This is a genomic window from Bradyrhizobium sp. CCBAU 53421 (assembly GCF_015291625.1).
Classification (GTDB): Bacteria; Pseudomonadota; Alphaproteobacteria; order Rhizobiales; family Xanthobacteraceae; genus Bradyrhizobium.
Map to the genome: position 1 here is coordinate 1,200,170 of NZ_CP030047.1, position 21,930 is coordinate 1,222,099.

Consider the following 21,930-nt stretch of genomic DNA (forward strand, 5'->3'; position numbering starts at 1 on the left):
AATCCGAGCACGCCGCCGGTCACAGCGGAAACGGCGACGCCGTTGCAGAAACTGACGTAAGCGGCGGACCAATACGAAGCAGCCTGGGAGGCCGTCGCAACTTTTTTCGGTTTCCGAGGCAAGCCAATGATTCCTGAAAAAGGCGCCGCCGCCTGGTCAACGCAGGCGACGGCGCCCGTCTGAGGGCTTCAGGGCGAAACCCCGCTTGAGCGTAAGCTGCGATGATGAACGGTTCGTATACCGCTGAACGTCGCCGGTTCGCATATCAGCAGAAGCGTTCGTGAGTTCCCTAATGCGCCGTGAGATAAGGTTGAATCGTCATCGCGCATTAGCTGTTTGTTTGAGCATGATCTCCGCGCAAACGCTTCGCGTTTGTCGCGAGGGAAAACCGCTTCGCACTTTTCCGGATCATGCTTCAGAACGAAGCGTAAGCGTTGCGGAACGCGATGGCGCCGGCCAGCGAGCGCGGCCGCGTGCGCACGGCATGTCCGTCGTTGCCGCTCTGGACGATCCACTGGCCATTCTCGTGACCCACGATCTTGCCGACGTGGTGACGCCAGACCACGATCGCGCCGACCGAAGGGCCTCCTGCATTGCTGCCGTATCGCGCCCAGGATCGCGCCAGATTGTATTGCGGACCGGGATCGCTGCCGACCTGCGTGCGCATGAACCACCCGCACCACGCAGCGGGACGGCCGGAATGTGCATAGTGCCGATGGTGGTGATGACGGCCGCGAGCTTCAGCAGCAGATGAGGCGAAGGCCAGGAGCACGGCGACAGCCGCAAGAGTTTTACGCATTACAAAGTCCTATTGTTGTTGGCAGACCATCCTGATTGTGGGAGGGGCGCAGCGATGATCTGCGATTTGGTTGCGAAGCGACCGCATCGGTCAGGCGACGCAAAACAGAAGCGGGGACATGGCCCGCCCGCGCCTTTAAGAAACCGGCTATGGCCAAAATATGGCCGCTAAATCCCGTCTGGCGGCAGAGACATGACCGACATGTTCTGCGCGGATCTGAAGCGCCTCGCGAAGCGCTGACGCCAGCAGAATTGCTCCGAGAGCATGTTCTTGGGTGCCGCTTCGCGCGGAACTCGGACGAGCGTTGGCGTCGCGCAGCTTCCGCGCAACGCATCGATCGAAGTCGAGTTGATCGCAGTGCTGTCGCGGTAGGCGCCGGCGACGCCTTCCTCTTCCGATGCCGATTTCGCGGAGCACCTCAGCCAAAAGCAGCACGCTTACGCGTCTGTGTATTGACGGCTCCGGAGCTTCAGGACGACACTAATAGCAACAAGCAATGAGCTCGTAGGCATCTGGTCTAAGTTCCCGGAGAGGAAGCCATGTCGAAACGCAGCGACTCGCGCCGCGCAGGCGCGCTCGATCCCGGCCGCCGCAATTTCCTGAAGGGCGCTACCGTCGCCGGTGCGGCGGCGCTGGCTGCCCCTGCGGCCGCCAACACCGCGATGCCAAGCGTTTCCGACCAGCGTCCCAAAGCCGCGCCGCCCGGGCCGAGGCTTGCGGCTGCGGACGCGCTGCCGCCGCCGGCCGATCCGGTCAATCAGACTTCGAGCGGCGGCGACTTCATGGTCGACGTGCTCAAGACGCTCGATATCGATTACCTCGCGATGAACTGCGCCTCGAGCTTCCGCGGATTGCACGAGGCCATCATCAATCACGGCGGCAACAAGAAGCCCGAGATCATCACTTGCCCGCATGAAGAGATCGCGGTGCATATGGGCCAGGGCTACGCCAAGATCGAGGGCAAGCCGCTCGCCATGATCTGCCACGGCGTGGTCGGTCTGCAGCATGCATCGATGGCGATGTACAACGCCTGGTGCGACCGCGTCCCCGTCATCGTGATGGGCGGCAACATCATGGAAGCCGACAAGCGCGCGCCGGGCGCCGAATGGCCGCATTCGGCGATCGATCCCGCGGCGCTGACGCGCGACTTCGTCAAGTGGGACGACCAGCCGGCCTCGCTGCAGCATTTCGCGGAGTCCGCGCTGCGTGCCTACAAGATATCAACCACACCGCCGATGGCGCCGGTGATGCTGTCGCTCGACCAGGAGCTGCAGGAAAATCCGATCGAGAGCCGCGACCGCCTGCGCATCCCGAAATTCACCCCGGCGCTGGCGCCGCAGGGCGACGATGCGGCGCTGGCCGAGCTCGCGAGGATGCTGGTCGCGGCAGACAATCCGGTGATCCTGTGCGACCGGATGGCGCGCACGCCCGCCGGCATGCCGCGCCTGGTGGAGCTTGCGGAAGCCCTGCAATGCGCCGTGATCGATAATTACGGGCGGATGAATTTCCCCTCGCGCCATCCGCTGAACCAGTCGTTCCGCCGCTCGATCCTGTCGCAGGCCGATCTGATCCTGGCGATGGAGGTCAACGACATCTGGGGCTCGCTCAGCGATTTCCACGATCGCATCGTGCGGACGTCGGAGCCGCGCACCAAGAAGACCGCCAAGATCGTCACGCTCGGCACCCGCGGCCTTTACATGAAGGCCAATTACCAGGACCTCGGCCGCTATCAGGAGGTCGATCTCGACATCGCCGGCGACGCCGAGGCGAGCCTGCCGGCGTTGACCGAGCAGGTCAAACGCCGGATCGACGAGGGACGCAAGACGGCGTTCGACGCGCGCGGCAAGAAGCTCGCGGCCGCCAAGCTCGCCACCGTCGAGCAGGCGAAGCTTGACGCCACGATCGGCTGGGACGCGAGCCCGATCACCACGGCGCGGCTGTGCGCCGAGCTCTACAGCCAGATCAAGGATGAGGACTGGTCGCTGGTCGGCACCTCGATCGGCCTGTCATGGCCGCATCGTCTGTGGAATTTCACCAAGCCGTATCAATGGAACGGCGTCTCCGGCGGCGGCGGTGTCGGCTACACGCTGCCGGCTTCGCTCGGCGCTGCGCTCGCCAACAAGCGGCACGGACGGTTGACGGTTGCGATAGGCGGCGACGGCGACTTCATGTTCGTGCCGTCGACGCTCTGGACGGCCGCGCATCACCAGATCCCGATGCTCTACATCGTGCACAACAACCGCGCCTATCATCAGGAATACATGTATCTGCAGGCGATGGCTGCGCGCCACGGCCGCGGCATCACCAACGCCGATATCGGCACCACGATCAAGGATCCTCTCGTCGACTATGCGACCGTCGCCAGGGGGTTCGGCGTCTATGGCGAGGGACCGATCAGCGATCCCAATGCGCTGGCGCCTGCGCTGAAGCGCGCGATCGCCATGGTCAAGGGCGGCCAGCCGGCGCTGCTCGACGTCGTGATGGATCAGCGGTGAAGCGGAGATGGCGATGATGAGTGGATCTGTGAGGCGCCTTGCCGCTATCGCCGCGATCGCGGGGGCGTTCACGCTCGGCGACGTCGTCGCATCGCGCGCCGAGGATGCGCCGGCCGGCGATCCTGTCAACGGCAAGCGGCTTTATCTTGCCGACGGCTGCTTCGAATGCCACGGCCGCGCCGGGCAGGGCGGCCGTTTCAATTACCTGACGCCGGCGCTGGCGCAGATCGCGCTGCCGGTGGGGTCCTTCATCGCGTTCCTGCGCGAGGCGCCCAACGACATGCCGTCGTTCTCCGCCGACGTGCTGCCGGACAAGGATGCCGCCGACATCCACGCCTATCTCAGCTCGCTGCCGGGACCGAAGGCGGCCAAGGATATTCCGCCGATCCTGAACCAGTGAGGCAGTTCGCGCGGGCTTTGGCTTCGCCGGGCACGCTTCGACCTTGGCGGCGCCACGCGAAGCAACACAGACTCGTTGATCAGTCTCCGCGATCGATTGGGTTCAATCGCGTTCGCCTTGCGTTGACGGGGCGGTGCGTATCGGATGTTCGGCGATCGCCCGTGTCGGAGAGCGTTACGGACGTGAGCAAGGCGCCTCGTCGTTGCGCTGAACGTTCAGTAAAATGATCCACTAAACACCCGGCAGAGCCAGGTGCTGGGCATTCTCCGCTATCGGCACTTGTGCATTGCGGCAAATATCCGCCGCAGGATAGCGCGGCAGCCTTCCTTGATGCTCGCAAGAAAATCGGCTTGACGGGTTCCTGAATTTAGTAATACGTTTAGTATTACAAAAACGATAAACATCGCGCATCGAGCTGATGTGTGGGAGGAGCCTCGCCATCCGGACCCGGTTTCCGGACGCGTTCAGTCTCGTCTCCCATCATCGCTCATCAACTCGGTTTCGAAAGTCTCGGCGTCGATCCGGCGCGGATGCGCCGGGCGAGTTAGGTGCTTCAACGATAGGGAGGAATTGGATATGCGAAGATTGGGATGGTTACGCAGTACGGTGGCGTCCGCGGTCGTTGCGGCCGCCGCGCTCGGGGGTCTCGGCGGCGGGCAAGCCGCAGCGCAAGGCAAGCAGCTGACCCTGTGCTGGGCGGCATGGGATCCGGCCAACGCGCTGGTCGAGCTCGGCAAGGACTTCACCAAGCAATCCGGCATCGAGATGAAGTACGAGTTCGTCCCCTGGACGAGCTACGCCGATCGCTTCCTCAACGAGCTCAACTCGCACGGCAAGCTCTGCGACCTGATCATCGGCGACAGCCAGTGGATCGGCGGCGCCGCCGAGAACAAGTGGTACGTCAAGCTCAACGACTTCTTCGACAAGGAGAAGATCTCGATGGACGATTTCGTTCCGGCGACCGTCGTCGGCTACTCGCAATGGCCGAAGAACACGCCGAACTATTGGGCGCTGCCGGCCATGGCCGACGCGGTGGGCTGGACCTACCGCAAGGACTGGTTCTCGCGGCCCGAGATCCAATCCGCGTTCAAGGCCAAGTACGGCCGCGATCTGGCGCCGCCGAAGACCTATGACGAGCTGAAGCAGATCGCCGAGTTCTTCCAAGGCCGCGAGATCGACGGCAAGAAGGTCTATGGCGCCTACATCTTCACCGAGCGCGGCTCGGAAGGCATCACGATGGGCGTGACCAACGTGCTCTACAATTACGGCTTCGCCTACGACAATCCGAAGAAGCCGTACCAGATGCAGGGCATCGTCAACTCCGCCGACGCGGCCAAGGGGCTCGAGTTCTACAAGGAGCTCTACAAGTGCTGCACGGCGCCGGGCATGACCAACGCCTACATGCAGGAAGGTCTCGACGCCTTCAAGTCCGGCCAGGTCGCGATGCAGATGAACTGGTTCGCCTTCTTCCCCGGCCTCTACAAGGACCCGAATGTCGGCGGCGACAAGATCGGCTTCTTCGTCAATCCGGCAGGTCCCAAGGGGCATTTCACCCAGCTCGGCGGGCAGGGCATCTCGGTGGTGGCAACCTCCGACCACAAGGACGACGCGCTCGCCTATATCAAGTGGTTCGCGCAGCCTGCCGTACAGCAGAAATGGTGGCAGATCGGCGGCTACTCGGCGCTCAAGGCGGTGGTCGACGCCCCCGACTTCCCGAAGAGCGCGGCGTTCGCGCCGCAATTCCTGGAGTCGATGGGCATCGTCAAGGACTTCTGGGCCGAGCCGTCCTACGCGCAGCTGCTGCTCGACATGCAGAAGCGGGTGCATGACTACGTCGTCGCCGACAAGGGCACGTCGCAGCAGGCGCTCGATCTCCTGGTCAAGGACTGGACCAAGGTGTTCAAGGAGCAGGGCAAGGAAGTCGCCTCGCAATAGCCGGCGCCCGTACTCCACCTGAACTGGATTCCCCGAGGGCCGCCTCGGGGAATCCGAACCAGCCCAGCCCCGCCGATGGACACGATGACGACGATCCTGCAACCCGATCATGCTACGATCCCAGGCGTGAGCACGCCTGCCAAATCCCGCGCCGCCCGGCGCGTCCACGGCCTGTCGGACCGCGCCATCGCCTGGCTGTTCGTCGCGCCGACGATCGCGCTGCTGCTTGCGATCAACATCTTTCCGCTGATCTGGATGATCCGGCTGTCGTTCACCAACCTCAACCTCAGCATGTCCTATCTGCCGCTGCGGTTCGTCGGCCTCGACAATTTCAGGGACATCCTCGCCGACGAGGACGTCTGGTTCCGGCTGCAGACCACGGCGCAGTTCGTGATCTCGTCGGTGACGTTGCAGGTGGTCGTCGGCTTCGGCCTGGCGCTCCTGATCAACCGCCAGTTTCGCGGCCACAGCTTCTGGACCACGATCATCCTGCTGCCGATGATGCTGTCGCCGGCGGTGGTCGGCAATTTCTGGACGCTGCTGCTGCAGCCGCAGATCGGCCCGTTCAACCACCTGATCAGCCTGTTCACCGGCGTGCCGCCGAGCTCGTTCAGCATGACCGGGCAGGTGTCGCTGGCGCCGTGGACCATCGTGCTGGTCGATACCTGGATGTGGGCGCCCTACGTCATGCTGATCTGCCTCGCCGGGCTGCGCTCGATCCCCGATTACATCTATGAGGCCGCGGAAGTCGATCGCGCGTCGGCGTGGCGGCAGTTCTGGTCGATCACGCTGCCGATGACGGTGCCGTTCCTGATGCTCGCGGTGCTGTTCCGCGCGATCGAGAACTTCAAGATGTTCGACATGGTCAACCTCTTGACCTCGGGCGGGCCGGGCTCGACCACCGAGCTGGTGTCGATCTCGCTGAAGCGCGCGGCGTTCGAGAAGTGGCGCACCGGCTATTCCTCGGCGCTCGCCATCATCCTGTTCGTGACCGTGTTCGGCGCCGCCAACATCTACGTCAAGACGCTCAACAAGGTGAAGCAACGATGACCGCTGCCGCCACCAGATCCACCGCGCATTCGATCGTCGAAGCCTCGCCGCGCGCCAAGGCGTTCGCCGGCGGCCTCGTCATCCTCTATGCCGTGATCACCATCCTGCCGCTGCTGTGGATCGTCGCCACCGCGTTCAAGTCGCAGAGCGACGCCATCGCCTATCCGCCCAAGGTGATCTTCGAGCCGACGCTCGAGGGCTATGTGAACTTGTTCACGGTGCGGACGCGCCAGACGCCGGACTTCATCGCCAAGCTGCCGCCGCCGGAAACCTGGTACGACAAGCTGGTGCGCAAGCGGGACATGGTGATCGCCGGACCGTCCAAGGTCGTGCCGCGCTTCGTCAACTCGCTGATCATCGGCTTCGGCTCGACCTTCCTCGCGGTCTTCCTCGGCACGCTCGCGGCCTATGCGTTCTCCCGATTCCGCATTCCGCTGGCGGACGATCTGCTGTTCTTCATCCTCTCGACGCGCATGATGCCGCCGGTTGCGGTGGCGATCCCGATCTATCTGATGTACCGGCAGCTCAATCTGACCGACACGCGGCTCGGCATGATCCTGCTCTACACCGCGGTGAACGTCTCGCTCGCGGTCTGGCTGCTCAAGGGCTTCATCGACGAGATTCCGCGCGAGTATGAGGAGGCGGCGCTGGTCGACGGCTACACGCGGCTGCAGGCGCTGCGCAAGGTGGTGCTGCCGCAGGCGGTCACGGGAATTGCGGCGACCGCGATCTTCTGCCTGATCTTCTCCTGGAACGAGTACGCCTTCGCGGTGCTGCTGACCAGCGGCGAGGCGCAGACCATGCCGCCCTTCATCCCCTTCATCATCGGCGAGGGCGGGCAGGACTGGCCGGCGGTCGCCGCCGCGACCACGCTGTTCGTCGTCCCGATCGTCATGTTCACCGTGCTGTTGCGCAAGCATCTGCTGCGCGGCATCACCTTCGGAGCGGTGCGCAAATGAGCGGCTCAATGGTTGCCAAAAGTGGCGTAGCGCGCTGGTTCCGTCGCGGGCCGTGGGAGGCCGTCGCGATGACCCTGATCGGAGGCGGCATCATCATGCTGGTGCAGCCCTGGTCGATCGATCTCTACAGCTACTCCTTCGTGACGATCCTGGCCGGCACGGTCGGCTTCGTCATCGTCAGCCATTTTCCGGAATAGGGCCATGGCACAGATCCGCATCGAAAACCTGCGCAAGTCGTTCGATCAGTTCACTGCGGTGGAAGGCTCGACCTTCACGATCGACGACGGCACGTTCTTCGCGATGCTCGGGCCGTCCGGTTGCGGCAAGACCACCACCCTGCGCATGATCGCCGGCCTCGAGCTGCCGACCGAAGGCCGGATCCTGCTCGATGGCGAGGACGTCACGTTCCACCGTGCCGCCGCGCGCGATATCGCTTTCGTGTTCCAGTTGTTCGCGCTCTACCCGCACATGAATGTCGGGGAGAATATCGGTTTCCCCCTGAAATGCCAGGGCATGGCGAGGCGCGAGATCCGGGAGCGGGTGCAGGAGACCGCGCGGATGCTGCGGATCGAGCATCTGCTGTCGAGCAAGACCTCGAAACTGTCGGGCGGCGACCGCCAGCGCGTCGCGCTCGGACGCGCCATGGTGCGGCGGCCGAAGGCGTTCCTGATGGACGAGCCGCTCGGCGCGCTCGACGCCGAGTTTCGCCATCTGATGTGCGGCGAGCTGCGCGACCTGCACGACCGCATCAAGGCGACCACGGTCTATGTCACGCATGACCAGCTCGAGGCCATGTCGATGGCCGACCAGATCGCGGTCATGAACAAGGGACGCATCGAGCAGATCGGCACGCCGCAGGAGGTCTATGACCGGCCCGCGAGCATGTTCGTGGCCGACTTCATCGGCTCGCCGCCGATGAACTTCCTGCACTTCGAGGGCGGCCTGCGATCCGGCGATCGCGCGGTCAGCTTCCATGACACCAGGCTTGCGGTGCCGGAGATCCGCGAGGACCGCGCCAGCGCGCCGCTGGCGCTCGGCGTCCGTCCCGAGCATATCCGCTTCGCCGACGCGGGCGCCGTTCGCGGCGAGGTGTTCGGCGCGGAATATCTCGGCACCACCCAGATCGTCACCGTCGACACGGCCTACGGGCGGGTCGCGGCGCGGCTGCCGTCCAGCGCATCGGTGCGGATCGGGGAGACCATCGGTCTCGAATTCAATGCGGCGCGGCTGGCGCTGTTCGATATCGGTAGCGGCCGTGCGATCCGGACCGCGAGCGAGGAGGGCCCGCGCCATGGCTGACGTCACCCTGCGCAACGTCACCAAGCGCTTCGGCGCGGTCGAAGCGGTCCGCGACCTCTCGCTGACGGTGAACGACGGCGAGTTCCTGGTGCTGCTCGGACCGAGCGGCGCCGGCAAGACCACGACGCTGCGGCTGATCACCGGGCTGGAGAGCCCCGACACGGGCTCCGTCATGATCGACGGCCGCGACGTGACGCACGACCCGCCCGGCTCGCGGGATATCGCCTTCGTGTTCCAGCAATATTCGCTGTACCCGCATCTCACGGTCTACGACAATCTGGCGTTTCCGCTGCGCTCTCCGGCGCGGCGGGTTGCGGAGCCGATCATCCGCAAGCGCGTCGAGCAGACCGCGGAGCTGCTGCATATCGCGAGCAAGCTGAACAACCGCGCCACCCGGCTGTCCGGCGGCGAGATGCAGCGCGTCGCGATCGGCCGCGCTTTGGTGCGCGATCCCTCGATCTATTTGATGGACGAGCCGCTGTCCTCGCTCGACGCGAAACTCCGCGCGGAGCTGCGGCTCGAACTCAAGCGGATCCAGATCGAGCTGGGTGCGACCATCCTTTACGTCACCCACGATCAGGTCGAGGCGATGACGATGGCCTCGCGGATCGGCGTGATCAGGGACGGCCAGTTGCTTCAGCTCGGCACGCCGCGGGAGATCTACGAGAGTCCGTCCAGCAGCTATGTCGCCTCGCGGCTCGGCACGCCGCAGATCAACTTCCTGCCGGCGCGCCTGCTCGCCGATGTCGCGGTGCCGGCCGGAACCGAGACCGTCGGCATTCGCACCGAGCATCTTCAGCTCGCCATGCGCAATGGCGGGCAGATGGTCGGTCGCGTGCATCGGGTCGAGCACCTCGGCGAGCAGAATCATATTCATCTGGACTATAAGGGCGAGACGCTGGTGACACTGGCGGATCCGCATCAGCCGCTGCAGGCCGGCCAGGAGGTCGACTTGCATCTGGTGCATCCGCTGTGTTTCGACCGCGCGGGGCAGCGCATTGCCGCGGCGGTTCATTAGAGGGGCGAGAGGATCGAGGAGATGTCGGTGCAACCTGAGACATTCAAGTCGTTGGTTAAGGCGGCCGCAGAGCAGGTCATCGCCAGCGCGCCGGAGCTGACGAGCCTCGATCAGGCGATCGGCGATGGCGACCATGGGACCAACATGAAGCGTGGTTGCGAAGCCGTGCTCGGCAAGCTCGATGCGATCTCGGCGCAGCCGCTCGACGAAGCGCTGAAGATGATCGGCAAGACCCTGGTGATGACGGTCGGCGGTGCCTCCGGGCCGCTTTATGGCAGCTTCTTTCTTGCTGCGGGCGAGGCGCTGTCGCACGACAAGCACCTGCCCGACGATCTCGCCGAGGTGTTCGGCAGCGCCGTGAATGCGGTGAGCGCGCGCGGCCGCTCGCAGGTCGGCGAGAAGACGATGCTGGATGTGCTGGTTCCCGTGCTGGAGACGTTGAAGACGGCGGCCGGCCAGCCGGATCTGATTGCGCGGGTCCGCAGCACCGCGACCGAGGCGGTCGAGCGGACCGCGCCGATGCAGGCTACCAAGGGACGCGCCTCGTTCCTCGGCGCGCGCAGCGTCGGGCATGTCGATCCCGGCGCGCGGTCGAGCTGCGTGCTGGTGCAGGCGGTGTGCGCCGGCCTGGAGGCGCGCCCATGACCGATACCGTAGGGATCGTGATCGTCTCGCACTCCAGCGACATCGCCAAGGGAACCGCCGACATGGTGCGGCAGATGGTCGGCAGCGAGGTCAAGGTGGCGTTCTGCGGCGGCAATCCGGACGGCGGATTGGGCACCAGCGTGCCGCTGATCATCGACGCCATCAACGACGCCTGGTCGCCGAAGGGTGTTGCGGTGCTGGTCGATCTCGGCGGCGCCGAGACCAACAGCGAAATGGCGGTCGAGATGCTGGAGCCTGCGCGGCGCGATCTCGTTGTGGTCTGCAACGCGCCGATCGTCGAGGGCGCCGTGATGGCGGCGACCGAGGCGGCGGGCGGCAGCTCGCTGGCCCAGGTCAAGGCCGTGGCCGAGGAACTCTCTGCCGACTGAGATGTCGGCGATGCGATGAATGGATGATGAGCATGCTTGATAGAGCGGACGGACAGATCTTCACCGGCAATGTGCGGCTGGTGCATGCGGTGGGCATGCATGCGCGCCCGGCGGTCAAGCTGACCAAGCTTGCCAAGAAGTTCCAGGCGCAGATCTCGGTCCGGGTCGCCGGTGCGCCGGAATGGATCAATGCCAAGAGCGTGGCCAAGATCATGGCGATGCGCGCCGCGCACGGCAGCACGATCGAGATCAAGGCGTCGGGCAGCGATGCCGAGGCTGCCGTCGCCGCGCTGGTCGATCTGGTCGCCAGCGATTTTCCGGATGGAGCAGGCTAGCATGCAGGGCGGCGCTGCAGGACCGGCTTATCGCGGCAGGACCGCCTCGATCGGTTTTGCCCGTGGCCCGCTGGTCCGCGTCGATGCGGGCGCGGGCGGCGAGCGGGTGGCCGGCACGCTGGTCGAGGAGGCGCTCGCTCTGCGCAAGGCGATCGATCTTGCAAGCGGCCAGATCGCCGATCTTGCCGCCAGCGCCGGCGGCGAAGCCGCGCAGATCCTCGAATTCCAGGTCGCATTGCTCGAGGATGAGGATCTGATCGAGGCGATCTTCGCGTCGATCGGCGAGGGGCGTCCGGCCGACGTCGCCTGGCGTTCGACGCTCGACGAACAGATCGCGGTGTACAATGCGGCGGCGGATGAGTATTTGCAGGCGCGCTCGTCGGACCTTGCGGACCTGCGCGACCGCGTGATCCACATCCTGCGCGGCGATGCGGGCGAGCCGCTGAAGATCCCGAGCGGAGGCGTCGTCTGTGCCGACGACCTGCCGCCGTCGCGCTTCCTGGAGATCGATTGGTCCGGCGGCGGCGGCCTGGCACTGCTGCACGGCAGTCCGACCAGCCACGTCGCGATGCTGGCGCGTGCGCGCGGCATCCCGATGGTCGTGCAGCTCGGCGCCATCCCGAAGGCCGGTGCCACGGCGCTGCTCGACGGCGAGGGCGCGACGCTGGAGCTCGATCCCAGCGCCGAGCAGGTGCGCATCTTCGAGAAGCGGCGCGAGAGTCACCGCAAGAGCAGGGCCTCGGCCCGCGCGATCCTGCGGCGGCCGACGGCCTCGTGGCGCGGCGAGCACATCAAGCTCCTGATCAATATCCAGCGGGTCGACGACCTCGATCATGCCGATGCGCAATATGCCGACGGCATCGGCCTGATGCGGACCGAATTCTTGCTCGCCGGCCAAAGCCACCTGCCGGATGAGGAGACCCAATTCCAGGCCTATGATGCAGTGTTGCGCTGGGCCGGCCAGCGGCCGGTCACGATCCGCACCTTCGATGCCGGCGGCGACAAGCCGGTGCCCGGCTTCACGCTGGATGGCGAAGCCAATCCGTTCCTCGGCGTGCGCGGCTTGCGGCTCTGCCTCGCCCGGCCCGAGATCTTTGCCGTCCAGCTCCGCGCGCTGGCGCGCGCCGCGGTGCGCGGCAATCTCAAGGTCATGTTCCCGATGGTGACGTCGGCGGACGAGCTCGAAGCGGGACGTAAGCTGTTCGCCGATATCGTGCGGCGCTTGCAGGCGGACGATATTGCCGCGATGCTCCCGGAGCTCGGAATCATGGTCGAGGTTCCGGCGGCGGCGCTGGCGGTCTCGAGCTTCAAGGCGTCGTTCTTCTCGATCGGCTCGAACGACCTCGCGCAGTATGTGCTGGCCTGCGATCGTTCCAACGGAGCTCTCGCCCCCCTGATGGATCCCTTGCATCCCGCAGTGCTCGAACTGATCGCGCGGACCGCGGAGCACGGCCGCCGCGCCGGCGTCGGCGTCAGCCTGTGCGGCGACATGGCGGGTGATCCGCGCTGTCTTCCCGCGCTGCTGAATTGCGGCCTGCGCGAATTGTCCGTGAACCCGTCGGCGCTGGCGCAGATCAAGCAGACCATCGACCGGCTGAGCAGCGGAGGCAGTGTTGGCTGACACGGCGGCCGATGAAGCGCCCGAAGCCGGCGCGGTTGCGGCCTACAAGCGCATCTTCAAGGAAGTGCTGGAGAGCCGCCCGTCCGGCATGCGGCTGCGCCTCGCCCATGCCATGGGCAAGAACCGCAGCTTCGTCAGCCAGATCAGCAATCCGGCCTATCCGGTGCCGATCCCGGTGCAGCACCTCAACACGATCTTCGATGTCTGCCACTTTCCGCCGCAGGCGAAGACCGCCTTCCTGCGCGCCTATGCGCGCGCGCATCCGCGTCGCGTCGGCCGGCTGAGCGAAGGATCGCATGAGCGGACGCTGACATTGCATCTGCCGGATCTCGGCAGCGCCAAGCGCAATGCCGAGCTCGACGCGCTGCTGCAGGAATTCACGCGGCGCCTGATCGGCATCATGCGGGAAAAATAGGCGAAAACGCCAACCAAAGCGTTTTCGAGCGAAGTGGATACCGGTTCGCGTGAAGAAAACGCGTCAAAACAAGAACCTGGAGCTTCGTTCCGATTGATCGGAACGAAGCTTTGGACGAAGCGGGGAGGACACCATGAAGAAGTTCATCAATGCGGTCGATAACGTACTCTGCGAGAGCCTCGACGGCTTCGCGGCCGCGCATGCCGATCTGGTCGTGCTGGGTGCCGAGCGCAAATTCGTTCGCCGCCGCGAGCTGAACGGCAAGAAGGTCGCGCTGGTCTCGGGCGGCGGCAGCGGGCACGAGCCGCTGCATGCCGGCTTCGTCGGCTACGGCATGCTGGATGCCGCCTGTCCCGGCCAGGTCTTCACCTCGCCGACGCCGGACCAGATCGTCGAGGCCGCGCAGGCGGTCGCGGGCGATGCCGGCGTGCTGTTCATCGTCAAGAACTATGCCGGCGACCGCATGAATTTCGAGATGGCGGCCGAGATCGCCGAAGGCCGCACCGCCACCATCGTGACCGATGACGATGTCGCGGTCGAGAAATCGACCTACAGCATCGGGCGTCGCGGCGTCGCCGGCACCTTGATCGTCGAGAAGATCGTCGGCGCGGCCGCCGAGAAGGGCGCCGATCTCAAGACCTGCGTGGCGCTCGGCGAGCGCGTCAACGCGCGGACGCGCTCGATGGGCGTGGCACTGACCAGCTGCACGGTTCCGGCTGCGGGCACGCCGACCTTCGCGCTCGGCGCGGACGAGATGGAGATGGGCGTCGGTATCCACGGCGAGCCGGGCCGCCGCCGCGTCAAGCTTGCGGAAGCCGACGCGATCGCGTCGGAAATGACGACCGCCATCGCCGACGACCTCGCGGCGCCGGCAGGCTCCGAGGCGTTGCTGCTGGTCAACGGCTTCGGCGGCACGCCGACGATCGAGCTCTATCTGATGTACAACGCGGCGCGCCGCATGCTCGAGCAGCGCGGCCTGCGCATCGCGCGCTCGCTGGTCGGCAGCTACGTCACCTCGCTGGACATGGCCGGCTGCTCGCTCACCGTGAGCCTGCTCGATGCCGAGACGACCGCGCTGTGGGACGCCCCGGTGCGCACGGCCGCATTGAAATGGTGATAGCTGCCGGTGTCGGCATGGGGCTTCGTTGAGCCAGTCCGCCTTCGCCAAGGCTTCGGCGGGACAGCCTTCGCCGCTTCGCATCGATGGAATGCGCCTGGCTTGCCGAGCCGTGGCTGCGAAGCAGCGAAGGCTGGTGCCCCTGGCCGGAATCGAACCAGCACTCCTTGCGGAACTCGATTTTGAGTCGAGCGCGTCTACCAGTTCCGCCACAGGGGCATTCGCGATGGTCCGGGCCGAGACGGCCCGGGTCGCGAAGCGCGGCGGACTATAGCGGGCGGCCCGTCACGGTCAACCCGCGCGGATGTGATTGTCCCGCGCCTCGACAGCGATATTTTGGCGCGATACGACCCGGTCTGAGCATGGAGCAAGGGCCATGACCCTCCCTAACGATGCTCGCAGGAGGACTGCCGTGACGCTCGCCACCGCCCATCCGTCGGATGCTTCCGCCGCCGGCAATCCGGCGCTGACCTCGGCCCTGGCGATTGCCGTGATCGCGGCCGCGACGCTGGCCGGCGCTTGGTTCTTCCAGCTCGTGCTGGAGATCATGCCCTGTCCGCTCTGCCTCGAGCAGCGCTATGCCTATTACCTCGCCGTCCCGCTCGGCGCCGTGGTGGCGTTCGCGGCCGCCCGTGGCGCGGCGCGCCCGGTGCTGCTCGCTGGCCTTGTCATCCTCGGCCTCGCCGCGCTCGCCAATGCCGGGCTCGGTGCCTACCACGCCGGGGTCGAATGGGGATTTTGGCAGGGACCGACCGATTGCACCGGCCCGATGGTGGATTTCGGCAAGGCCGGCTCGCTGCTGGATCAGCTCGACAAGGTCAAGGTGGTCCGCTGCGACGAGGTGCAGTGGCGCTTCCTTGGCATTTCGCTCGCCGGCTACAACGTGCTGATCTCGCTGCTGATGGCCGTGATCGCCGGCTGGGGCGTGATGCGGGCTACGAAGGCCTGAGGTCCAGAGCGCTTCCTGTTGATCCGTCATCCTGAGGAGCGCGTTCCGCGCTCCTCCAGCGACAAAGGCGAAGCCTTTGCGCGGGGATGACGGTTGGTAGAGCTAATCGTCGACGTCGTCCTGCGGCCGTCCGAACAGATGGATGATGCCGGGCGTCGAGATGGTGACGAACAGGAAGCGCGACAGATGATGCGCGCCGACGAAGATCGGATCGATGTGCAAGGTCAGCGCCAGCGCCAGCATCGCGTCCATCGCGCCGGGCGCGAAGGCGACCACGACGTCGGCGAGCCGCACATGGGTGCTGAAGGCGATCACCGCGACGAACACGGCCGAGATCAGGATTGCGATCGCGAACGAGCCGAGCCCGGCATTGACGTGGCTCAGCAGGGTCGAGGTTTTCATCCGCGCAAACCGGGTGCCGATCAGCGCGCCGATGCCGACCAGCGCGATGTTGCGGAGCCAGGGCGGCAGGCCGCCGTCGACCAGGCCCGAGCCATGCAGCAGGCTGGAAGCGAGCATCGCGCCGAACATCCAGCTGGCGGGGAATTTGATCCAGCGCAGCAGCAGCGAGACGCCGATCGACCCGGCGACCAGGGCGAGGAGGCCGAACGGCGAGGCGATCGTCGTCGGTAATGGCGGCGGCGCCGCGTGTGTCACCCCGGTCAGCGCCAGCACCAGTGGCAGCGCCGCGGTCAGGATGATGACGCGCATGGTCTGCACCACGGCGATGGCCGCGACGTCGGCGCCCTTTTCCGCGGCGAGGATCGTGATCTGCGAGAGCGCGCCGGGGCTGCCGGCGAGGAAGGCCGAGGTCTGGTCCCAGCCATGGATGCGCTGCAGATAGAGGCTCGAGCCGAAGGTCGAGCAGAACGTCGCCAGCGCCAGCAGGGCGATGGTGAGCGGATAGGAGCTCATATGCTGCAGCAATTGCTGCGACATCAGCGAGCCCAGCGAGATGCCGAGCAGCAGCAGCACCGATTGCGTCAGCACCGGCGGTACCGCGAGCGGCCGTCCGGCCAACGCTGCGATCCCGACCGCGCACATCGCGCCCGAGATCAGGCCGCCCGGCAATCCCGCCCATAAAAACAGCAAGCCGCCGCCGGCGCCGATGACGAGTGTCTCGAGCCCGTTCAGAACTTTGCTGCGGTCGGGAATGGCGGTCGCCATCGAAGCGCGGATCAGGGTCACGCCGCCTTATGGCAAATTCGCAACCACGCGACAATTGCATCTCGCGATTGCAGCATTGCGCAGCAAAACGTGACGAATCCTGCTTCACCCTCCCCTGGAGGGGTCGAGACGAGCGAAGCTCGCTCTTGGGTCGCTTCGCATGAAGCAAAGCGAATGCGAGGCGGGGTAGGGTGATCTCTCAGCACGGGCAGCACCCGATGCGAGAGCCGTCACCCCACCCCGCCAAGCATCTTGCTTCGCGCGATGCTTGCCGACCCTCCCCCTCCAGGGGAGGGTGGCCTGAGCGTGCGTGTTATTTTGTCGCCGCGGGCGCCATGGCGCTGCCGCCCGCCTTCTTGCATTCGGAGCGGAATTTCTTGCGTTCCTTGCCGTGCAGGCCCTTGGCATCGGCTTGCTTCGAGCACTCCAGCGACTCGGCGGTGCGCGGCTTGGCTTCCTTCGGTGCCTTGGCCTCCGCCTTCGGAGCGGCGTCCTTGGCGGCGGGCGCAGCGGTTTGCGCGAAAGCGCCGCCCATCAGCAGCAGGGAGGCAAGGGCGGTTGCGGTCGCGAGCTTGGAAATCGTCATCATGGGGCACCTCGTGAGGAAGGGAGCCGAAACGTCGCGCGGCGATGCTGAACCGTGGATGAACGTGCGGCGGTCCCGCCGCCACAATATTTTAGCGGCCAAGGGCGTCCGCGCGTTGTCGCAAGTCGGGGTTGCGCTAGGATAATGGTCTTACGCCAATGCCCCCCAAGGGAAGCTCCAAGGGGAAACCCCACGGGAAACCAGGGATGACGGGAGACCAGGGATGACCATTCAGACCAGATTGTTGTGCGTGATTGCGGTGTCGGGCTTTGCAGCCTTTGCGGCGAGCGCGCCGGCGCAGGCCCTCACCGCGCAGGAGTGCAGCGCCAAGTACCAGGCGGCCAAGTCGGCCGGCACCTTAGGCGGCCAGAAGTGGAATGATTTCCGCAAGGCCCAGTGCGGCGCCGACGCGACCCCGGCGGCGGCACCCGCCGCTCCGCCGCCCGCTGCCGCCGCGCCTGCTCCGGCCGCGCCGAAGGAAGCAAAGCGGGAAGCCGCTCCTGCGGCGGCACCCGCCGCACCGGCAGGGCCCGCCGTCTTTCCGAACGCCATCGATCCCAAATACGCCAAGGAGACCGAAGGCAAGCAGCGCATGCACAGCTGCCTCGACCAGTACAATGCCAACAAGACCACCGGCGGCAATGGCGGCCTGAAGTGGATCCAGAAGGGCGGCGGCTATTACAGCGAATGCAACAAGCGCCTGAAGGGCGCCTGAGCCAACTAACCGGGTTTGACGAGCGGCCGGCGTTAGCCGGCCGCTTTTCTTTTGGCCGAACTGCTACTGATTTTCCGCCAGCAGCTTGTCCGCCGATTGCGCCAGCAATTGCGCGCGCTTGCGCGGGCCGCGTTCGAGAAACAACAGGCTCTGGCCGAAGATGAAGCAGTAGAACAGGAAGGCCTGGGCATCGGCCTCTTCAGTCGGCAGCCCGGTGGCGCGATAGAGCTGGCCGACATTCTTCAGCCGCGCGGCATCGACGCTCGCGGCGGCGGCCGCCGCGGCCTCGTCGGTGCGAGCCCATTGCCGGATCGCGAGCTCGACCGCCATCGCCTCGGTGTTCATGCGCTCCGAGTAGAGCGTGATGATCGCCTTCAGCCGCTCGCGCGCGCTGGCACCGTCGAGCGCGGTCTGCTTCTCGATCGCGGCGACGCGGCCGTCGCGCCAGCGCGTCAGCATGGCCTCGAGCAGCGCGGCGCGATCCCTGAAGCGGCGGTAGAAGCCGCCCTTGGTGACGCCGAGATTCTTCGCCAGCACCTCGACCCGCACGCCGTCGACGCCGGTATGCGCGAGTTCGGCAAAGCCGGCCGCGACCCAGACATCGCCCTTGCTTTCAGTCATGTGATCTCCGCGTATCCCCATGCGCGATGAGATCGTCATCGCGCACTAGTCGCTTGTTTGAGCATGACCTTTTCGGAAAACCGCTTCGCACTTTTCCGGGTCATGCCCTGATACGGTACCGTATTGCTAGCCTGCTTCGCCAGTGATACGCTACCGTATCAAGAATTCACGGAGGTAAGCATGGAGGGCGAGGCGACGTATCGCGGCACGGTCTATCCCTGGCACTGCGACCACATCGGCCACATGAACGTCATGTGGTATGTCGGCAAGTTCGACGAGGCGAGCTGGAACATGTTCGCGCGGCTCGGCCTGACGCCGAGCTATCTGCGCGAGTCCGGCCGCGGCATGGCCGCCGTGCAGCAGAATATCTCCTATCAGCGCGAGCTGCTCGCCGGCGACCTCGTCGAGGTCAAGAGCCGGCTGGTCGAGTTCCGCGACAAGTCGGTCCGCATCCTGCATGAGATGCGCAACGCGGAGACCGGCGAGATCGCCGCGACCTGCGAGATCGCGGCCGTGCATATCGATCGCAGCGCGCGCAAATCCGCGCCGTTCGCACCGGCGATCCGCTACGCCGCGATGCCGCACCTCGTGCCGTCAGAACCGGTGACTGCGTGACTGCCATGCCCCGCTTCGAACCGAAGAATCCCGACTTCCGCGCGGTTGCGACTGATACATTCGCGCGCCAGCGCGCAATGCAGACGCTAGGCATCTCGATCGCGCGCATGGAGCCGGGCGAGGTCGATCTCGCGATGCCCTATGCGCCGGAATTCTGTCAGCAGAACGGCTTCGTGCATGCCGGTATCATCACCGCGGGGCTCGACAATGCCTGCGGGATCGCCGCCTTCACGCTGATGCCCGAAGGCTCCGACATCCTCACGGTGGAGTTCAAGACCAACCTGCTGGCGCCGGCCCGCGGCGAGCGGTTCGTGTTCCGTGGCGTCGTGGTCAAGCCCGGCCGGACGCTGACGGTCTGCGACGGCCGCGCCTACGCCGTGCAGGACGGCATCGAGACGCTGGTCGCGACCATGAGCGGCACGCTGATGGCGCTGCAGCGGCGGGAGCCGCCAGTGACGAGCGGAGCTCTATCTCCGTCACCCTGAGGAGCCGCGAAGCGGCGTCTCGAAGGGTCGACGGCCCACGCTTTCGCCAGCGGAGAGGCGACACGCGGAAACATCCGGGCCGTGCATCCTTCGAGACGCGCGCAAGAGCGCGCTCCTCAGAGTCTGACTCAAAAAGCGCTGAATGTTTTTGGGCATGCCAAGCGCCTAGTTAGTAGCCTGAGGTGTGCGACGAGGATCCAGGCGGTCTCGGTTGCGGCGGACCCTTCGAAGTCTTTGGCAAGGCGGCGGCACCTACCGCACCAGGCGAAGGTGCGTTCGACCACCCAGCGCCGAGGCAAGAGCTGGAAGCCTTTGACGCCATGCGGTCGCTGGACGATCTCGATCGTCCACGGCTTGCAATGAGCCAGGGCTTTGAGAAGCTGCTCGCCGCGGTAAACACGGTCGGCAAAGACGTGGCGCAGCTTGGGGAAGCGGCGGCGTAGTCGCTCCAGCACCGGAACGGCGCCGTGGCAGTCCTGAACATTGGCAGGATGGACATGGACGGCCAGCAGCAGGCCATCGGTGTCGGTGACGATATGCCGCTTACGCCCGCAAATGCGCTTGCCGGGGTCGTAGCCCCGCGCGCCGCCAGCTTGGGTCGTTGGCGCACTCTGGCTGTCGATCACAGCTGCGGTCGGGCTGGGCTTGCGCCCAAGCTGCTGGCGGGCTCGCCGGACCAGACGTTTGACAATCTTCTGCCAGCGTCCGGTATCGCGCCAAGCATAGAAATACCCTTGAACCGTCGAATACGGCGGGAACTCCTTCGGCAAGGCCCGCCATTGGCACCCGGTCGACAGGATGTAGAGGATCGCCTGTACGACCTCGCGCAAATCGACTTCCCGCGGTCTCCCCAGCCGCCGCCGCGGCGGCATCTGTCGGGCAATCAGCGCCCACTCCCGATCGGTCAGATCGCTTGTGTAGCGCAGCCCATTGCGCTGATACTCGACGCGAGTGATTTCGGTCCACGGCATCGTGCCCTCCCTCGAATCTTCGCAAATCCGAAGGAATCACAGCCAACCGAAATCACTCACTGCTTTTTCAGTCAGGCTCTCAGGATGACGGGTTTGTTTGAGAGGCGCGAGAAGCTTGAGAGGAATGCCCAGCATTTGCGCACACGCTTGAGTCCGCTGCATTGACAAGCCCCCGCCACAACGACCTGATACGCGCATGCGTCGCGTGAGCGCCTTGTCATGATCGCCAGCCTCAGTCTGATCCTGGTTTGCCAGCTGTTCGGCGAGGTTGCCGTGCGGGCGCTGGCCGTGCCCGTCCCGGGCCCTGTGGTCGGGCTGGTGCTGCTGCTGTTGCTGCTGCTGGCGCGCGACCGGTTTCCGGCGCTCGCGCGCGGTCCGCTCGGCAATGACGGCGTCGAGAGCGCAAGCCGTGGCATGCTTGCCAATCTCTCGCTGCTGTTCATTCCGGCCGGCGTCGGCGTGGTGCAGAAGCTCGACCTGCTCGCCGAGCACGGCATCGCGATCCTGGTGATCCTCGCGGTTTCGGTCATCGTCACGCTGCTGGCGACGGTCGCGACCTTCGTCGCGGCGAGCAGTCTTCTTTCGCGCGAGGAGGACAACCCGTGAGCGACAATCCGTTCTCGCTCTGGGTCTACCTCTCGCAGTCGCCGCTGCTCTGGCTGACGGTGACGCTCGTGACCTACGCCGTGACCGATGCGGTGTCGCTGAAGACGAGGCGTCACCCGCTCGCCAATCCGGTGCTGCATTCGCTGTGGATCATCGGCGCGTTCCTGCTGCTGACCGGGACCTCCTACACCACCTATTTTGCCGGTGCGCAGTTCGTCCACTTCCTGCTCGGGCCAGCGACGGTGGCACTCGCGGTGCCGCTCTACGAGAACCGCAGGCGGGTTGCGGCTGCGGTCCTACCGATGCTGGTTGCGCTCGCGGTCGGCTCGCTCACGGCGATCGTTTCGGTGGTGCTGCTGGCGCAGGCCTTCGGGCTGCCGCGTGACATCATCCTGTCGCTGGCACCGAAATCGGTCACGGCCGGCGTTGCGATGGGCATCAGCGAATCCCTGCACGCCGATCCCTCGCTGACCGCGGTCTCCGTGATCCTCACCGGCATCATGGGGGCGATCATCGTTACGCCGTTGATGAACTTCACAGGGATCGCCGACTTTCGCGGCCGGGGCTTTGCCGCCGGCATCGCCGCGCATGGCATCGGCACCGCGCGCGCCTTCCAGGTCGACGAGGTCGCCGGCGTCTTCGCCGGGATCGCGATGAGCCTGAACGCGCTGGTCACCTCGCTGCTGGTGCCGCTGGCCGTGACCTATCTGCTACGCTGAGAATGATCCGGAAAAGTGG

General features: G+C 65.6%; 25 protein-coding genes and 1 tRNA gene. 20 read left to right on the forward strand and 6 right to left on the reverse strand.

The window, feature by feature from the left end; genetic code table 11:
• Positions 1 to 415: 415 nt before the first annotated feature.
• Positions 416 to 667 (reverse strand): hypothetical protein, encoded by a 252-nt coding sequence (locus XH92_RS05535; RefSeq protein ID WP_097673702.1) that lies wholly within the window; start codon positions 665 to 667, stop codon positions 416 to 418.
• Positions 668 to 1,338: 671 nt separating this feature from the next.
• Here XH92_RS05535 and XH92_RS05540 point away from each other — a divergent pair.
• The 14 genes from XH92_RS05540 to dhaK all read left to right on the forward strand — a co-directional run bounded on the left by XH92_RS05540 (position 1,339) and on the right by dhaK (position 14,477).
• Complete coding sequence (locus XH92_RS05540) at positions 1,339 to 3,294, forward strand: thiamine pyrophosphate-binding protein (RefSeq protein ID WP_194458340.1); 1,956 nt, start codon at positions 1,339 to 1,341, stop codon at positions 3,292 to 3,294.
• 16 nt (positions 3,295 to 3,310) lie between these two features.
• Entirely contained in the window at positions 3,311 to 3,694 is a 384-nt protein-coding gene (locus XH92_RS05545) for a c-type cytochrome (protein ID WP_194458341.1), read from the forward strand.
• 576 nt (positions 3,695 to 4,270) lie between these two features.
• The gene (locus tag XH92_RS05550; RefSeq protein ID WP_194458342.1) at positions 4,271 to 5,629 is read left to right on the forward strand and encodes an ABC transporter substrate-binding protein; all 1,359 of its coding nucleotides are present in this window, start codon (positions 4,271 to 4,273) and stop codon (positions 5,627 to 5,629) included.
• 75 nt (positions 5,630 to 5,704) lie between these two features.
• Positions 5,705 to 6,679 (forward strand): carbohydrate ABC transporter permease, encoded by a 975-nt coding sequence (locus tag XH92_RS05555; RefSeq protein WP_210345537.1) that lies wholly within the window; start codon positions 5,705 to 5,707, stop codon positions 6,677 to 6,679.
• Positions 6,676 to 7,638 (forward strand): carbohydrate ABC transporter permease, encoded by a 963-nt coding sequence (locus tag XH92_RS05560; protein ID WP_194458343.1) that lies wholly within the window; start codon positions 6,676 to 6,678, stop codon positions 7,636 to 7,638. Before XH92_RS05555 ends, XH92_RS05560 begins: the two co-directional genes overlap by 4 nt.
• Before the next feature lie 68 nt (positions 7,639 to 7,706).
• Positions 7,707 to 7,835 (forward strand): hypothetical protein, encoded by a 129-nt coding sequence (locus XH92_RS43795; RefSeq protein ID WP_371817950.1) that lies wholly within the window; start codon positions 7,707 to 7,709, stop codon positions 7,833 to 7,835.
• 4 nt (positions 7,836 to 7,839) lie between these two features.
• Positions 7,840 to 8,937, forward strand: a complete 1,098-nt coding sequence (locus XH92_RS05570) for an ABC transporter ATP-binding protein (RefSeq protein ID WP_194458345.1) — start codon at positions 7,840 to 7,842, stop codon at positions 8,935 to 8,937.
• Complete coding sequence (locus XH92_RS05575; RefSeq protein WP_194458346.1) at positions 8,930 to 9,955, forward strand: ABC transporter ATP-binding protein; 1,026 nt, start codon at positions 8,930 to 8,932, stop codon at positions 9,953 to 9,955. Before XH92_RS05570 ends, XH92_RS05575 begins: the two co-directional genes overlap by 8 nt.
• Before the next feature lie 21 nt (positions 9,956 to 9,976).
• Positions 9,977 to 10,600, forward strand: a complete 624-nt coding sequence (gene dhaL / locus XH92_RS05580) for a dihydroxyacetone kinase subunit DhaL (RefSeq protein WP_194458347.1) — start codon at positions 9,977 to 9,979, stop codon at positions 10,598 to 10,600.
• Positions 10,597 to 10,989, forward strand: a complete 393-nt coding sequence (gene dhaM / locus XH92_RS05585) for a dihydroxyacetone kinase phosphoryl donor subunit DhaM (RefSeq protein ID WP_092118687.1) — start codon at positions 10,597 to 10,599, stop codon at positions 10,987 to 10,989. Before dhaL ends, dhaM begins: the two co-directional genes overlap by 4 nt.
• 32 nt (positions 10,990 to 11,021) lie before the next feature.
• Entirely contained in the window at positions 11,022 to 11,324 is a 303-nt protein-coding gene (locus tag XH92_RS05590; protein ID WP_371817951.1) for an HPr family phosphocarrier protein, read from the forward strand.
• A 1-nt stretch (position 11,325) separates the two neighbouring features.
• A complete protein-coding gene (gene ptsP, locus XH92_RS05595; protein WP_194461125.1) occupies positions 11,326 to 12,945 on the forward strand; it encodes a phosphoenolpyruvate--protein phosphotransferase in 1,620 nt (539 codons plus the stop codon).
• Positions 12,935 to 13,360: a hypothetical protein gene (locus tag XH92_RS05600; RefSeq protein WP_308444385.1), complete on the forward strand. Its 426-nt coding sequence runs from the start codon at positions 12,935 to 12,937 to the stop codon at positions 13,358 to 13,360. The genes ptsP and XH92_RS05600 overlap by 11 nt, the downstream gene beginning before the upstream one ends.
• A 133-nt stretch (positions 13,361 to 13,493) precedes the next feature.
• Positions 13,494 to 14,477 (forward strand): dihydroxyacetone kinase subunit DhaK, encoded by a 984-nt coding sequence (gene dhaK, locus XH92_RS05605; RefSeq protein ID WP_194458349.1) that lies wholly within the window; start codon positions 13,494 to 13,496, stop codon positions 14,475 to 14,477.
• A gap of 134 nt (positions 14,478 to 14,611) precedes the next feature.
• On the opposite strand, the gene XH92_RS05610 is transcribed toward dhaK, so the two are convergent.
• Positions 14,612 to 14,696 (reverse strand) — tRNA-Leu (locus XH92_RS05610).
• A 157-nt stretch (positions 14,697 to 14,853) separates the two neighbouring features.
• On the opposite strand from XH92_RS05610, the gene XH92_RS05615 reads away from it, so the two are divergent.
• Complete coding sequence (locus tag XH92_RS05615) at positions 14,854 to 15,426, forward strand: disulfide bond formation protein B (RefSeq protein ID WP_246788268.1); 573 nt, start codon at positions 14,854 to 14,856, stop codon at positions 15,424 to 15,426.
• A 102-nt stretch (positions 15,427 to 15,528) separates the two neighbouring features.
• Here the strand turns inward: XH92_RS05615 and XH92_RS05620 are convergent, their stop codons facing one another.
• Both XH92_RS05620 and XH92_RS05625 read right to left on the reverse strand, forming a co-directional pair.
• Positions 15,529 to 16,614 carry an AbrB family transcriptional regulator gene (locus tag XH92_RS05620; RefSeq protein ID WP_371817952.1) on the reverse strand — a complete coding sequence of 362 codons (1,086 nt, stop codon included), beginning with the start codon at positions 16,612 to 16,614 and terminating at the stop codon, positions 15,529 to 15,531.
• Between the two features lie 292 nt (positions 16,615 to 16,906).
• Positions 16,907 to 17,182, reverse strand: coding sequence for a PsiF family protein (locus XH92_RS05625; protein WP_194458351.1), 276 nt, complete (start codon positions 17,180 to 17,182; stop codon positions 16,907 to 16,909).
• A gap of 220 nt (positions 17,183 to 17,402) precedes the next feature.
• On the opposite strand from XH92_RS05625, the gene XH92_RS05630 reads away from it, so the two are divergent.
• Positions 17,403 to 17,894 (forward strand): hypothetical protein, encoded by a 492-nt coding sequence (locus XH92_RS05630; RefSeq protein ID WP_194458352.1) that lies wholly within the window; start codon positions 17,403 to 17,405, stop codon positions 17,892 to 17,894.
• Between the two features lie 63 nt (positions 17,895 to 17,957).
• Here XH92_RS05630 and XH92_RS05635 read toward each other — a convergent pair whose 3' ends face one another.
• A complete protein-coding gene (locus XH92_RS05635; protein WP_194458353.1) occupies positions 17,958 to 18,515 on the reverse strand; it encodes a TetR/AcrR family transcriptional regulator in 558 nt (185 codons plus the stop codon).
• A 180-nt stretch (positions 18,516 to 18,695) separates the two neighbouring features.
• Here XH92_RS05635 and XH92_RS05640 point away from each other — a divergent pair, with 180 nt between their 5' ends.
• On the forward strand, positions 18,696 to 19,130 hold the full coding sequence (locus XH92_RS05640; protein WP_194458354.1) for a thioesterase family protein: 435 nt from the start codon (positions 18,696 to 18,698) through the stop codon (positions 19,128 to 19,130).
• 5 nt (positions 19,131 to 19,135) lie between these two features.
• Complete coding sequence (locus XH92_RS05645) at positions 19,136 to 19,615, forward strand: PaaI family thioesterase (RefSeq protein ID WP_194458355.1); 480 nt, start codon at positions 19,136 to 19,138, stop codon at positions 19,613 to 19,615.
• 128 nt (positions 19,616 to 19,743) lie between these two features.
• Here XH92_RS05645 and XH92_RS05650 read toward each other — a convergent pair whose 3' ends face one another.
• Positions 19,744 to 20,586, reverse strand: coding sequence for an IS5 family transposase (locus XH92_RS05650; protein ID WP_194455273.1), 843 nt, complete (start codon positions 20,584 to 20,586; stop codon positions 19,744 to 19,746).
• Between the two features lie 219 nt (positions 20,587 to 20,805).
• Between XH92_RS05650 and XH92_RS05655 the strand changes: the two genes are divergently transcribed.
• Both XH92_RS05655 and XH92_RS05660 read left to right on the forward strand, forming a co-directional pair.
• A complete protein-coding gene (locus tag XH92_RS05655; RefSeq protein ID WP_194458356.1) occupies positions 20,806 to 21,192 on the forward strand; it encodes a CidA/LrgA family protein in 387 nt (128 codons plus the stop codon).
• On the forward strand, positions 21,189 to 21,911 hold the full coding sequence (locus XH92_RS05660; RefSeq protein WP_194458357.1) for an LrgB family protein: 723 nt from the start codon (positions 21,189 to 21,191) through the stop codon (positions 21,909 to 21,911). Before XH92_RS05655 ends, XH92_RS05660 begins: the two co-directional genes overlap by 4 nt.
• The last annotated feature ends 19 nt before the right edge of the window (positions 21,912 to 21,930 follow it).

Excerpts from the sequence above, each read along its gene's own strand:
- XH92_RS05535 (WP_097673702.1), bottom strand. The coding sequence starts at position 667 with ATGCGCACGCAGGTCGGCAGCGATCCCGGTCCGCAATACAATCTGGCG.
- XH92_RS05540 (WP_194458340.1), top strand. The coding sequence starts at position 1,339 with ATGTCGAAACGCAGCGACTCGCGCCGCGCAGGCGCGCTCGATCCCGGC.
- XH92_RS05545 (WP_194458341.1), top strand. The coding sequence starts at position 3,311 with ATGAGTGGATCTGTGAGGCGCCTTGCCGCTATCGCCGCGATCGCGGGG.
- XH92_RS05550 (WP_194458342.1), top strand. The coding sequence starts at position 4,271 with ATGCGAAGATTGGGATGGTTACGCAGTACGGTGGCGTCCGCGGTCGTT.
- XH92_RS05555 (WP_210345537.1), top strand. The coding sequence starts at position 5,705 with ATGGACACGATGACGACGATCCTGCAACCCGATCATGCTACGATCCCA.
- XH92_RS05560 (WP_194458343.1), top strand. The coding sequence starts at position 6,676 with ATGACCGCTGCCGCCACCAGATCCACCGCGCATTCGATCGTCGAAGCC.
- XH92_RS43795 (WP_371817950.1), top strand. The coding sequence starts at position 7,707 with ATGACCCTGATCGGAGGCGGCATCATCATGCTGGTGCAGCCCTGGTCG.
- XH92_RS05570 (WP_194458345.1), top strand. The coding sequence starts at position 7,840 with ATGGCACAGATCCGCATCGAAAACCTGCGCAAGTCGTTCGATCAGTTC.
- XH92_RS05575 (WP_194458346.1), top strand. The coding sequence starts at position 8,930 with ATGGCTGACGTCACCCTGCGCAACGTCACCAAGCGCTTCGGCGCGGTC.
- dhaL (WP_194458347.1), top strand. The coding sequence starts at position 9,977 with ATGTCGGTGCAACCTGAGACATTCAAGTCGTTGGTTAAGGCGGCCGCA.
- dhaM (WP_092118687.1), top strand. The coding sequence starts at position 10,597 with ATGACCGATACCGTAGGGATCGTGATCGTCTCGCACTCCAGCGACATC.
- XH92_RS05590 (WP_371817951.1), top strand. The coding sequence starts at position 11,022 with ATGCTTGATAGAGCGGACGGACAGATCTTCACCGGCAATGTGCGGCTG.
- ptsP (WP_194461125.1), top strand. The coding sequence starts at position 11,326 with ATGCAGGGCGGCGCTGCAGGACCGGCTTATCGCGGCAGGACCGCCTCG.
- dhaK (WP_194458349.1), top strand. The coding sequence starts at position 13,494 with ATGAAGAAGTTCATCAATGCGGTCGATAACGTACTCTGCGAGAGCCTC.
- XH92_RS05615 (WP_246788268.1), top strand. The coding sequence starts at position 14,854 with ATGACCCTCCCTAACGATGCTCGCAGGAGGACTGCCGTGACGCTCGCC.
- XH92_RS05625 (WP_194458351.1), bottom strand. The coding sequence starts at position 17,182 with ATGATGACGATTTCCAAGCTCGCGACCGCAACCGCCCTTGCCTCCCTG.
- XH92_RS05630 (WP_194458352.1), top strand. The coding sequence starts at position 17,403 with ATGACCATTCAGACCAGATTGTTGTGCGTGATTGCGGTGTCGGGCTTT.
- XH92_RS05635 (WP_194458353.1), bottom strand. The coding sequence starts at position 18,515 with ATGACTGAAAGCAAGGGCGATGTCTGGGTCGCGGCCGGCTTTGCCGAA.
- XH92_RS05640 (WP_194458354.1), top strand. The coding sequence starts at position 18,696 with ATGGAGGGCGAGGCGACGTATCGCGGCACGGTCTATCCCTGGCACTGC.
- XH92_RS05645 (WP_194458355.1), top strand. The coding sequence starts at position 19,136 with ATGCCCCGCTTCGAACCGAAGAATCCCGACTTCCGCGCGGTTGCGACT.
- XH92_RS05650 (WP_194455273.1), bottom strand. The coding sequence starts at position 20,586 with ATGCCGTGGACCGAAATCACTCGCGTCGAGTATCAGCGCAATGGGCTG.
- XH92_RS05655 (WP_194458356.1), top strand. The coding sequence starts at position 20,806 with ATGATCGCCAGCCTCAGTCTGATCCTGGTTTGCCAGCTGTTCGGCGAG.